We start from the raw sequence: 12,385 nt of genomic DNA, 5'->3' as shown, positions 1-12,385 counted from the left end.
TGGATTTAACAGGACTTAGGATCGGGAATCCCGTTTATAACAAAAAAATGGTGGAGGACGACAGAGCTGTGAATAAACCGGGTTTCTGATGGAAATTGAGTAAGTGCTATTTAAGATAGCTAACAACTGAAATCAAAACTTTTAAGTCAGTTGGTAACTGCGAATCTCGGGCAAGGAAAACTTGACTCCGCACATCCCGGATACAAATCAGTTACATTTGTATGAAGAGTGATGTATGCAATAACTCTAGGAGGTGACTCAGAAAATGACCGAAGAAAAAAATCAGCACCCACAAGTCAGCCTTAAGACATCTTCTGAACAACCCCTGTTGGAAAAACCAGCAGAAACCGCTGCAGAATTTTCGAGAAATGTTAAGTCTGAAACTCTGTTTCAAGCGGTTGAAAATAACGCCGAACAGCGTTTGAAGGCTCTAGCCCGCTTAATGATGGTGAGCTTAACTTGGTCGATGGCGGGGCTTTCCAAACGCCAGTAAGTTATGGATCGCTACCGCAAGGGGGGAGTTATGATTTGTGGGTTCTGTTGGGACTGTTGTTTAAATCAAAACTTACTTACAACTGCCGGACTTACCTCAAGTCCGGTTAGTTGTAATAAAAGCAGTTTTTAGTGAGGAATAAAGTCCTTGCTCTCAAGACTAAAGTCTTCAACGGAGGAGTCATAACTTTTATTTAATTCCTTCAAACGGCCCCAAAAATGTCGGTTTCGGACGGGTAACGCGCACTTGCCAAAGGGCTTTAAGGACTGCAAAAAATTCGCGGACACTGCAGGCAATCATGGTATTTTGGTCAAATTTGCCCCAATCCGGCGTTCCTAAGCCGATCGCCTGTATGCCCAACTGGCGGCAGGTATAAACAGCGCGGGGTAAGTGAAAGTTTTGGGTAACTAAAACAGCTTGCGTTATGCCAAAAATCTCTTTCGCCCGGTAGCAACTTTCATAGGTGCTAAATCCGGCGTAATCGAGAATGATATTATTAGTCGGTACGCCCTGTGCTTCGGCGTACTCCTGCATTGCTTTGACTTCGTTGTAATCGGGGCTGCTATTGTCTCCTGTCATCAAAAGTTTGCTCGCTCGCCCCGCTTTGTACAAATCGACGGCTGCTTGCAGTCGATCGGCTAATATTGGGGTGGGAGTGCCGTCTTCCCAAACTCCCGCACCGAAAACAATGGCTATTGGTTTGGCGGAAACCTCAGCTACATCGGTGCGCAGGTAGTTGCTTGTAACTAGCCTGACGTAGTAGTTGAGGGCTAGGGGTGCGATCGCTGAGGTTAATATTAATAGCCCGATGGCAATGCGCCAGGGAAATATAAAGGATTTAGGCAACATAAATTCAAGTTAACTTCATATATAATTACACAAACATACGGCTTCGCGGAGCGAAAATTTGTCTTGTTACCGAATTTACATTATATTGACAAAAATATGATTCAACAACAGCAAAATTTTGAATTGCTGGAATCACTTTTATGGGAACCCAAAAACGGCTATTTCTTGCTAGACAAACATCTTAAAAGATTAGAGCGATCGGCTGATTATTTTAATTTCCCCCTATCGTTAACAGAAGCAAGCAAAGCTTTACAAGCATTCAGTATGACTTGCGGATCGGTCAAAAAAAAAATACGGTTAACAATTTCTTGTGAAGGAAACATAACATTACAAGCTCAGACACTAGATAGCGGTATCTTAAAAATCGGTGCATCTGTGGGAATTGCCGCCAAACCGATCGATTCTCAAAACCCATTTCTTTACCACAAGACAACTTACCGATTGCCTTATACAATGGCTTTGGAGTCGCAGCCCGCATATCAGGATGTCTTTCTGTGGAATCAAGATGGAGTTATCACCGAATCCACGATCGCCAATATCGCGATCGATTCACCCGCAGGTCTAATCACACCTCCCGTCAAGTGCGGTTTATTACCGGGGACGTTTCGTTCTCAACTTTTAGAGGAGGGAAAAATCAGAGAAGAATTAATTACCTTAGAGGATTTGCACAGTACCCAAACTCTATTTCTCATTAACTCCGTTAGGGGTTGGATACGCCTCAAAAAAGAAGCAAGCCGAAATGTTTGGAAAGTTGTCAGTAATGGCTGAGATAACGCTTTCAATCGATTTTAGTAGGGTGCGAACTGTACACATTACTACTACAGATAGTGTCAAAATTGACTCGTTGCGTAAGCCCTGAAAGTGTTAACCATAGTGCAATCTATTATGAAAAAAATACAACCTTGGCATTGGCGAAAGCTTCCCCTAAATCAGCGCAGCGGCTCGGAGATTTTTCAAATTTTATTTCTCGGTAAAACAGCAGACAGTCCAGGCTCAATATCGGATTGTTTCCCCCGCGATATGGCTGTTCTGCTAGAAAGTCCAGTTACATCTTCTACTAAATTGGCACGATATTCTATTTGTGCAGGTTCTCCCCGGATAATTGACGGTCAATCTCAGCTATGGACACCGCGAGTCGGTGAAATTTTACCTTTTTTGCGCGCTCTTTTGGACTCTCAAAACCAAAATTTAGCAGTGAATGTACCGCCGGAGATTCCTTTTAGTGGGGGTTGGTTGGGATGGCTAGGTTATGATTTAGCATGGGAAATCGAACACCTGCCCCAACTCAATACCGATCCGCTTCCTTTCCCGGTTAGCTGTTGGTACGAACCAGAATCTTTTGCGGTTTTAGACCGTCAAACGCAAATTCTCTGGTTGGCTGCGAGTCAACCTTCTCAACTCGATGTTATGCAGCATCAATTAGAGAAAACCCAGCCAGAAATAATCCAGAATAATTTGCCTGAAAATTATCAACAAAAATCCGCTACTCCTATTTTCCAATTATCTCAGAGTGAGTATAAAGAAATAGTGCGAAAAGCTCAGAAGTATATTCATGCGGGGGATATTTTTCAGGCTAATTTATCTTTGCGGTTTGAAGCTCGTACAGATTGCAGTAGTTGGTCAATTTACCGGGCTTTGCAACGGATCAATCCTTCGCCTTTTGCAAGTTATTGGCAAACTCCGTGGGGGGCGATAGTTAGTTGTTCCCCTGAAAGACTGGTTCAATTATTAGGAAAAAAAGTGGATACTAGACCGATTGCGGGAACGCGACCGCGAGGTTTAACCCGCATTCAAGATGAGCAATTAGCACAGGAATTAACAAAGAATATCAAAGAAAGAGCTGAACATATTATGTTAGTTGACTTAGAGCGCAACGATATCGGGAGGGTGTGTGAATGGGGTTCGGTAAAAGTTAACGAATTTCTGACTGTTGAACGCTACAGTCACGTGATGCACCTCGTCAGTAATGTTATCGGTACATTAAGACGAGATTGCGATGCGATCGACTTAATTCGAGGGGTATTTCCGGGCGGTACGATTACAGGTTGTCCGAAAGTGCGCTGTCTGGAAATCATCGAAGAATTGGAACCTGTGAAGCGCAATTTATTTTACGGTTCCTGCGGTTATTTGGACTGGCGCGGCAACCTGGATTTAAATATTTTGATTCGCACCCTTTTATATGCACCCAAAAGTGACGGTACGACCGGGGGAGTTGTTTGGGGACAAGTGGGTGCGGGGATTGTTGCTGATAGCGACCCAGAAAGGGAATGGCAGGAGTCGCTGCAGAAAGCTCAAGCTCAAGTTAATGCTTTGAAATTAGCGGAAATATTTGATTAGATGCGTCTTAGCTCAATGGAATTGTTAAGATTATTGAAAATTACGATCGCCGATTTACTTTTGATGTAATAGTGATTAAGATTGCTCGAAAATAAAAGATTTATTGTAGTATTAACCTTAGGGAACTGTTGGTATAGTGTTGCCTGATAGTTTTTTTAGCGATCGTACTGTGAGTCATATCAAATCCGTTAGCATCGGAATAGTAAATTTGAGTTGACTGTTGAATGTAGACTCAGGGTCAAAAAAATGAAAATTGCGCGCATTATTTGTTGGCCGCTTGATGAGACTTTACGCCCGACTATTGAAGCAAGGATTTGATATCATTCCGGCCCAAAGAGCCGGAATTGATATTATTAGACTTGTTCAACACTTCTTGTGGGGCTGGCAGGATGCCAGCCCAAGACTTGCTTTTCACTCCTATGTCTATTGATTGTCGGAACCTACTGCCTCAGAAATAGAACTAAATCCGCGTTCTTCTAACTTTTGCAACAACCCTTGGAGAATCCGACGCACCATCCCAGGCCCTTCGTAAACCCAACCGGTATAGACTTGAATTAAACTCGCACCGGCGGCTATTTTTTCCCAAGCATCTTCGGCGGTAAAAATGCCACCAACTCCAATTATGGGTAATTCGCCTTTTGTATATTGCCAGATAAATCGAATTACTTCTGTCGCTCGCTCCCGTACAGGAAGCCCGCTAATTCCCCCGGCTTCTTCGGCGATTGGTTTGCCTGTTTCTGGCAATATTTGTGTTTTCAATCCGTCGCGGCGGATGGTGGTATTTGTGGCGATAATTCCTGCTAGTTGGTAGGTTTTTGCTAAGTCGAGGATTGATGCAATCGCCTCAAACTCCAAATCCGGCGCAATCTTGACTAAAATTGGCTTGATGTAGCGATTTTCTTGTTGCAAAATTTCCAAAATTGTGCTAAGCCCAGCAGCATCTTGGAGCGATCGCAACCCCGGCGTATTCGGAGAGGAAACGTTGACTACAAAATAGTCGCCCCAATCTTTGAGCAGCTTAAAACTCTCCACATAGTCGGCTGCTGCTTGCTCTAACGGTGTTACCTTAGATTTACCGAGATTGATGCCCAAGGGAAACCGAGACTGAGGCATGGGGCGCGAGGCATCGAATGAGGACTGTTTCTGTGCTCTGTGAAACCGGGCTGCCATTGCCGCGGCTCCTTGATTGTTAAATCCCATGCGGTTGAGGGCTGCACTGTCCTGAGTCAAGCGAAACAACCGAGGTTGGGGGTTTCCCGGCTGCGGTTGACAAGTGACAGTGCCGAGTTCGGCAAAGCCAAAGCCAAAATTTGCCCAAATATCGGCAGCTACGCCGTTTTTATCAAATCCCGCGGCCAAGCCGACAGGATTTTTCCAGCTCAGTCCCCACAAAGATTGTTCGAGGCGAGAATCTTGCACTCCCAAAGATTTCTGCAATCGGGAGAGTATTTGGCTGGTGGCGGGGTTTGATTGGGTTCTGGCTGCGAGTTCGAGAACTTGGAGAGTGCGGTTGTGCAGCCACTCGGCATCGGTTTTCAATACCGAAAACAACAGCGGGCGCACACCTGATTGATAAATATCCAATGACTTATCCTGGGGCAGTTGACAAATGAGAAGCTCTATAAAAATATTCAACAGAAGAGTATGAAGGTGAGGTTTTTACTTCAACTTCGATCGACTTTATCCAATGTTTTAGATAGAAGGATAAGTGAAACGATTATATTATAAGTTGATTCTTTGGTATTTTATTTTTTTTAATATTTAAGTTGGTAATTTGAAATCAGACAAAGGTGCGGGGAAGCTTGGAAATGGGGCAGCAGGAAAGACCGAAGGATTTCGACGAACAAATCGCAACCTTGGAACGCGTTCTCCAGACTCTGCGAGAAGAGGAGAATGTTGAAGTGCTACTTTCGACCACACTCGGTTACTTGCAAACGGAATTTGACTGGGAGTTGATTTGGATCGGGTTGTACGATCGACAGGGCCACAGATTGTTCGGGAAAGGTGGGATGACTCCGTCCGGCGACCTGTCTTTTCTCAAACAGCGGTTTTCCCTCAGTCCGGGAGATTTGCTCGAACAAGTGGTGATTCAGCTCCGGCCGGTGGGAGTCCCGGATTTGCGATCGGAACACAGAGCCGGAGAATGGCGCAAAGCAGCTCAAACTTTCAATATTCAAGGCACGACTTTGTTTCCGCTCCGCTACAAAGACCGCTGCTACGGCGTGATTTTGCTCGGGACTGACGTGTGGGGAGCGTCGCCAAAGTCTGGGGAAAAAACGCAGTTGGCGATCGTATTTGGAGCGCTGGCAACTGCTCTTTACCAAATAGAAAAAGATTGGCTGCGAGAACAAGTCAAACACCCAGATGAGTCTCTTTTAGCGCTGATTTCGCAGTTGAAGGAACTGCGATCGCTCGACCAATACTTGCAAGCGGTTGTCGAACAAGCCCATGAATTTATCCAGCCGACGCGCACTAATGTTTATTGGTTCGAGCGAGAGCGGCGCTACTTTTGGCGCCGAGTCAGCAACCGCCAAGTTACTCCGGCTTTGGGCGGGTCGAGCCGACCGGCTTCGGGCATCACCGTCCAAGACTTGGGGGAATTTTATCAGGCTTTGGGCAGGGAAGAAATGGTTTGGATCGGTGAATCTCAAAGTTCTCTGAAAACTGAGCTGACGGCGCGGTTGATGCAGCAAATCCGCGCTCGCTCTCTGTTGGCGGCGCCGATTGTTTCCCAAGGGGAATTGTTGGGATTTTTGGCAGTCGAAGCCGGCGAGCCCCGGATTTGGCAAGACAATGAAAAAAATTACCTGCAGGGAGTGGCGCGGTTAGTGGCTCTGACGGCTCCTATGTCGGAGATGGAGGAGAGGATTCAGCAAACTGAGATCGATCGAGATTTAACAGCCGGAATAGCTCGCGCCATCTACAGCGATGCTGACTGGGAGGCGACTTTAAAAAATACAGCCGAGCAGTTGTGCCGGCGGCTCAATTGCGAATACTTTTTGCTGCTGCTGTACGGCGAAGCACAAAATCGCTTTGAAATTGTCGGCCAACATCTGCCCCGGAACCGCAGGCCAGTAACGTCGCCGCTCAACGCCCTCGATGGGGCTGACGTGGGGCTGTTGCTGATGCGCGAACCTGTGGCTATTGAAAATTGGGAGGAAGACCCGCGGTTGGGCGCTTGGCGGGAAGTGCTGGGGGAGGCGGGGATGCGATCGCTTTTGGCATCGACCACTCGGGGGAAAAAGAAAGAGGGAGAACACCTCAATCGCCATTCGCCAATCGCCAATCGAAAATCGATCGAGGGTTTGCTGGTTGTCGGACACAGTGCAACTCGCACTTGGAGGCGATCGGAGCAAGAATTAGTTCGGCTAGTGGGCCAACAGCTAGGATTGATCCTGCACTCCTGGCAGCAGAGTTCGGAAATCGAGAAATATCAGCATTTTGAGCGCTCGCTCAAATCGGGTTTGGCGCTTTTGCACCATTCTCCTCAGCAGCAATCTGAGAAACCGAGCTCTGCTGCTTCACCGACGGTGTTCCCAGAGTTCCCACTAAAAAAGCTCGATCTTAACTTTGCTCAACACGTTTCCCAGACACTTTCCTGTCCTTTAGTAGCCGTAATTACTTGGAATCCCGGTCAGGAGGAAGGTTTAATCGCGGCGACGGTAGCTGCCAATCCCGTATTTGCCCTCAATCCCGAGCCGGTGATTCCTGTCCAAACAGATGCTTTGATCCAGCAAACCCTGGCATTCGGGGGCGTGCTGCAACAGAGCACGAGCCAACTGCCGCGGGCGACGAAGCGGTGGCTCCGCAGTCCGGGAATTGGCGAGATTCTGACGGTGGCGCTGCGGACGGCCCCAGAACACGCTCCGGCGGGCATTGTGGTGGCTGCAGACGCTCCGGGCCGCGAGTGGTCGGAGTTGTCGGTGAGTTTACTTAGCTCGATGGCCTCTCAGTTGGCTTGGTGGCGCAGGTATTTGGCGGTGCAATCGGCAAGCGAGTCGCAGCGATTGGATCTGGAGCTGCTCAACTGGTACAAGCAGCGGCGTTTTGAGGACTTTTACCGCACTGTGGGAGCGGGGGTGAAGGAGTTGGGGGAGTTGAGTCAGTCGATTTTGCAGTCGGGGAAGGAACAAAAGGATGCTCTGAAAACTTTGCGCTACCAACAGGTTTTGCGGCACATTGGCAATGCTTTGGGGTCAACGAATTTGCTGCTGAAACAGGAACAGTGGCGGCTGCAATTCGCACAAGATGCGGTGCCTGTGAGCGCTTGGCTGAGGCGATCGATCGATCGGACTGCCCCCCTGCTTAAAAAGTCGGAAATCTTGCTGGAAGTGCACAGAGAAACTGCTATGTCGATGCCGGAGGGCCAGACTTTGAGCGTTCGCGCCGACAGCATCAAGCTGGATTTGATATTGGGCGAATTGCTGGCGACGGCTTGCAGGCGCTCTGAAGTTGGCGATAAGATTGAGATTCGCTCTCAGTTGTTGGGGGAAAATTTGCTAGAATTGTCTGTGATCGATAGCGGCGCGTGCGATCGAGAGTTAATTGCTGCTTTCAACAGCGGTTCGGAGTCGGATATATTAGCCGTTTCTAGTCCACATAGGTCGATCGTGCAAAATCTCTTAATTTGTCAGCGAGCGGTACGCTTAATGGGGGCAAACTTTTTTTTAGAAATGTTAGAAAACAATTTAATTGTGGCTCGTTTAGTGCTGCCCCTCGCCAATTCTTAATATTGTAAAATTTTGTAAAAGTTCCAACCTGCGATCGAGCGCTATCTACCCCTTTCAAAATACAAGGAGGCAGTTTAAGCTACGCTCTATATTCTTACTGATATCAAATCCGTTAGCATCGGAATAGTAAATTTGAGTTCACTGTTGGCTATTGACCGTGAACAGTCAACAGTCAACAGTCAACAGTCAACAGTCAACATCATTCCGGTGTAACCGGAAATGATATGATATCTTGCGCCATTCTTAGAAACGAACGGGCTAGGAGAGCCCGTTCTACAATACATCAATTTTCTTGTGGGTGAACCGGAGAACCCGCCCCTGAAAGACTTTCAGAACTCGGGAAAAACCTTTGAGTAATCCAAGCAGTTACAATATGAGAAAGCAATCCCATCGGCCCGGCAAAGAAACACAAAGCCAAAGAATGAACCGTCCAAACTCCTGTCCGCTGTCCTTCCAAATAAATCCAGCGCCCGACAAACAAGTCCATCACTAAAAAATGTATCCATCCCGTAGCAGCCGCCGTTTCCTCGCCCAGAAACTTAGCAATATCTGCTAGCTTGGGATTGGACAAAGCAGCCGCATTTTCCGCAGTCAGACTGCTACCAAACAAATATATGTACAAAGCGGCTAGCACTGCAAACGGAATGAAGGAATTCATCACTTTTCGGGTAATTCCCCAGTTGGGCAATAAAATCATAATTGCCCAGAAAGGCAAAACGAACAGATTAGCTGCATTAAAAATTAGTTCTGGTGTCATAGTTGGCTCTTGGCTCCTGCTAAGGCAATGCAATTAAGGATGTTAAGATTACTTTACACAATTTTTGCTAAAATTTATCAAAACCCGAAAAAAATCTCATTCACAAATAAAATAAAATTGCTATAATGAGTCGAATTCTAGGGCTTAGGCAAAAGTGGTTTAACGCGCTACCTATAGCGGTAAGGTGCGCCGAAGAGAACCAGACATATAGAGGTAGCGTGTAAATCCTGAAATCTAAAATGCCCAAGATAAACTTGCAAATATAAATATACAATTTAAAATTAACAATCGCATGAAAACAACTTATGATAAGTTTTTAGATTGGTGCAAGCACAAAGAAGAACTCTCTGCCGACGCCAAACATACGGTAGAAATACTGTTGCAAATATCAGATACTTCAGAATGCGATAGAGCCAACGAACTGCTTTCTAATACAACAGAACTCAACCTCAAACTTACTCAACTTACCGATATCAGTCCCCTCTCATCTTTCACTCAACTTACTAATCTCATCCTCGGCAGTAATCAAATATCTGACATCGCTCCCCTGCAATCTTTAACTAAGCTGAAAACTCTGATTATGGATGTCAATCAAATATCAGATATCAGTCCGCTTTCCTCTCTAAAAAATCTGACTAGACTCGTTCTCGATACCAATCAAATCTCAAACATCAGTCCCCTAGCAGATCTAACTAATCTTACCGCACTTGTCTTGTTTGACAACAAAATTTCTGACATCACTCCCCTAAAAGCTTTAACGAACTTAAATGCGCTGATTCTCTACAACAATCAAATTTCCGATATCGGTTCTCTGGCAAATTTAACTGAACTAGAGACACTCTACCTTTACAATAATAAAATATCGGATATCACCCCGCTGGCGTCCTTAAAAAATCTCAATACGCTGTTTCTCTTCGGAAATGAAATATCTGACCTTACTCCGCTGGAATCTCTAACCAACTTAAATAAATTGGTTTTATTCCAAAATAAAATATCAGATATTAGTCCTTTGACATCGCTAACTAATTTAATTGAACTCAACCTCGGTAACAATCAAATATCAGACATCAGTCCGCTGAAATCCTTAACTAATTTGACTCAACTTTATCTGTTCAATAATCGGATTTCCGATAGCAGCGCGCTGCAAGCTTTAAATAACTTATTTTTGCTTGACTTGTACAACAATCAAATCTCTGAGATAGGTTTTCTGCAATCTTTGCCAAAGTTAACTACACTGGACTTGCGCGGGAATCCCATTGTTAATAAAATTTGTCCTGTTACTCCTGAATCTATATGTCGGTTTTAATTCTTAAGGTCTAGATGGCGGTTTATATAGTATAATGTTTAAGGTCAATATCAGGAGAAAGTGATGAGCGGACACGATGCTTTGATGTTAGGATTGCTGCTGTTGCCAGGTTTGGCTTTGTCGATCGCAATTATGGGCGCTTTTGCCGCTGGTGGATAATCAGTTTTGGCAGCAGGCAGATTTTGGAAAAAGTAGTTTTTTCCTCGTTCCCTGGCTCTGGCTGGGTACGCATTTCACTCTTGCTCTGCCTCCGGTTTTTTTGCAAGCTAGGCAGAGCCTCTGGATCTCGGTTCCCAGCCTCTGGCTGGGAACCAGTTAATTTGCCTTCTTCCTTCTTCCTTCTTCCTTCTTCCTTCTTCCTTCTTCCTTCTTCCTTCTGCCATAACTTACAAAAATTGTGCTGTCACATCCGAATTTACTAAAGTATTCGCGCACAAAATACCCGATGCTGCGACGGCGGGCACGCCAATTCCCGGCATGGTGCTGTCTCCCACGCGATACAAGCCTTTGACTGGTGTTTGGGGTCCGGGAAATGTGCCTTTTCCGGCGGCGATTGCAGGCCCGTAAGTTCCTTGATATCGGCGTAAAAATCGGGCGTGGGTTAGCGGTGTGCCGATCGACTCTACGACTATTCGCGATCGCAAATCCGGTATAATTCTTTCTAAAGCTTGAAACAGAGATTGCGATCGCTCTTGCTTTTTCTGCTCATACAATTTGCCATATTCCCAACCTTCGTAAGGTTCCAATGTATAAGCATGAACGGTGTGATGTCCGGGCGGCGCCAGAGTTGCATCCCACACTGTAGGAATCGAAATCATGCAAGTATTTCCGGGTACTGTAATGTCAATCTTGCTGTCGTGAACGACGACGTGGTGGCCGGTCAAACCTTCGAGCCCTTCGGCTTTAATTCCTAAATGGAGGTGCATGAAACTGTCTACTGCTGGCATCGACAAAGCGCTTTTTCGGTAGCTTGCCGGCAAATCTTCAGGGCGCAGCAACTTTGTATAAGTATCCCAGACGGTGGCATTGGAAATAACAATTGGGGCGCGGATAATTTCGCCATTTTGCAAGCGAACGCCCGTGGTGAGGCCGGATTCAACTAAAATTTGCTCGACGGGAGTTCCCAGGCGCAACTTTCCTCCCCAGCGCTGCAAACCTCTGACTAAAGCATCGACGATCGCACCGCTGCCGCCGACAGGATATTCGATCGCACAGCGCGCACGTTCGCCAATCATAAAAGCTATTTCCGGCGCCACAGTTCCGTGCGCTTTCAAACCAGACAGCAAAAAGCACTCCAAATCGATCAAACGCCGCACCCAAGGATCGCGCACATCGCGATCCATCAAGGAACCTGCCGAACCCGCGATCGCACCTACTAGCGGTAACAGCTTCAGCAAAGCAGGCGAGTACCGAGACAGCAAAACAGGTATCAATTGCCAGTCGGATCTCAGCGCTAAAGCCGGGATTCCACGCAAAGCTTCATACAAAACTAATAAATTTTGTTGAAATTGCTGCAATTCTACAGCACCTTGCGGTGCGAATTTAGCTACAGCATCTAAATAACTTCTCGCCTCAGCATAAATCGGCAAACTTCCCTCCGGAAAATGGTAATGCCCCAGCGGATCGTAGGAAATTGCTGCGATCGATTCCTCCAAAACATCAAAAACTTGTCGCAAAGGATTGAACGACCGGGGGTCAGTCAAACCGCAATAAAAAGAAGGCCCCGAATCAAAGTGAAATCCCCGCCGCCAAAAGCTGTGAGCTGCCCCGCCCGCTATTGTGTGGCTCTCGCACACGAGAACTCGCTTGCCGTAGCGAGCTAGCATCGAGCCGGCGACTAAGCCGCCAATACCGCTGCCAATTACGATCGCATCAAAGTCTTGCATTTATCAAATGTGGTATAATCTTATTAT

Annotated in this window: 9 protein-coding genes; 5 read left to right on the top strand and 4 right to left on the bottom strand. The window is 46.3% G+C overall.

Going from position 1 to position 12,385, the window contains the following annotated elements; translation table 11 throughout:
* Nucleotides 1–265: 265 nt before the first annotated feature.
* Nucleotides 266–493, top strand: coding sequence for a hypothetical protein (locus tag QUB56_RS24100; RefSeq protein ID WP_332958655.1), 228 nt, complete (start codon nt 266–268; stop codon nt 491–493).
* Nucleotides 494–682: 189 nt separating this feature from the next.
* Here QUB56_RS24100 and QUB56_RS24095 read toward each other — a convergent pair whose 3' ends face one another.
* Entirely contained in the window at nt 683–1,342 is a 660-nt protein-coding gene (locus QUB56_RS24095; protein ID WP_332958654.1) for an ElyC/SanA/YdcF family protein, read from the bottom strand.
* 96 nt (nt 1,343–1,438) lie between these two features.
* On the opposite strand from QUB56_RS24095, the gene QUB56_RS24090 reads away from it, so the two are divergent.
* Both QUB56_RS24090 and QUB56_RS24085 read left to right on the top strand, forming a co-directional pair.
* Nucleotides 1,439–2,110 (top strand): aminotransferase class IV, encoded by a 672-nt coding sequence (locus tag QUB56_RS24090; RefSeq protein WP_332958653.1) that lies wholly within the window; start codon nt 1,439–1,441, stop codon nt 2,108–2,110.
* Nucleotides 2,111–2,227: 117 nt separating this feature from the next.
* Nucleotides 2,228–3,679: an anthranilate synthase component I gene (locus tag QUB56_RS24085; RefSeq protein WP_332958652.1), complete on the top strand. Its 1,452-nt coding sequence runs from the start codon at nt 2,228–2,230 to the stop codon at nt 3,677–3,679.
* A 423-nt stretch (nt 3,680–4,102) separates the two neighbouring features.
* Here the strand turns inward: QUB56_RS24085 and QUB56_RS24080 are convergent, their stop codons facing one another.
* Entirely contained in the window at nt 4,103–5,263 is a 1,161-nt protein-coding gene (locus QUB56_RS24080; RefSeq protein WP_332958651.1) for a quinone-dependent dihydroorotate dehydrogenase, read from the bottom strand.
* Between the two features lie 224 nt (nt 5,264–5,487).
* Between QUB56_RS24080 and QUB56_RS24075 the strand changes: the two genes are divergently transcribed.
* A complete protein-coding gene (locus QUB56_RS24075; RefSeq protein ID WP_332958650.1) occupies nt 5,488–8,409 on the top strand; it encodes a GAF domain-containing protein in 2,922 nt (973 codons plus the stop codon).
* Between the two features lie 283 nt (nt 8,410–8,692).
* Here the strand turns inward: QUB56_RS24075 and QUB56_RS24070 are convergent, their stop codons facing one another.
* The gene (locus QUB56_RS24070) at nt 8,693–9,166 is read right to left on the bottom strand and encodes an ABA4-like family protein (protein ID WP_332958649.1); all 474 of its coding nucleotides are present in this window, start codon (nt 9,164–9,166) and stop codon (nt 8,693–8,695) included.
* A 292-nt stretch (nt 9,167–9,458) separates the two neighbouring features.
* Between QUB56_RS24070 and QUB56_RS24065 the strand changes: the two genes are divergently transcribed.
* On the top strand, nt 9,459–10,472 hold the full coding sequence (locus QUB56_RS24065; RefSeq protein WP_332958648.1) for a leucine-rich repeat domain-containing protein: 1,014 nt from the start codon (nt 9,459–9,461) through the stop codon (nt 10,470–10,472).
* A 386-nt stretch (nt 10,473–10,858) separates the two neighbouring features.
* On the opposite strand, the gene QUB56_RS24060 is transcribed toward QUB56_RS24065, so the two are convergent.
* Complete coding sequence (locus tag QUB56_RS24060; protein ID WP_332958647.1) at nt 10,859–12,358, bottom strand: NAD(P)/FAD-dependent oxidoreductase; 1,500 nt, start codon at nt 12,356–12,358, stop codon at nt 10,859–10,861.
* Between the last annotated feature and the right edge of the window lie 27 nt (nt 12,359–12,385).

This window comes from Microcoleus sp. AR_TQ3_B6, from assembly GCF_036702785.1.
Classification (GTDB): Bacteria; Cyanobacteriota; Cyanobacteriia; order Cyanobacteriales; family Microcoleaceae; genus Microcoleus.
The sequence above is the reverse complement of the archived record's forward strand: the minus strand, read 5'-3'. Positions and strand labels throughout refer to the sequence as shown.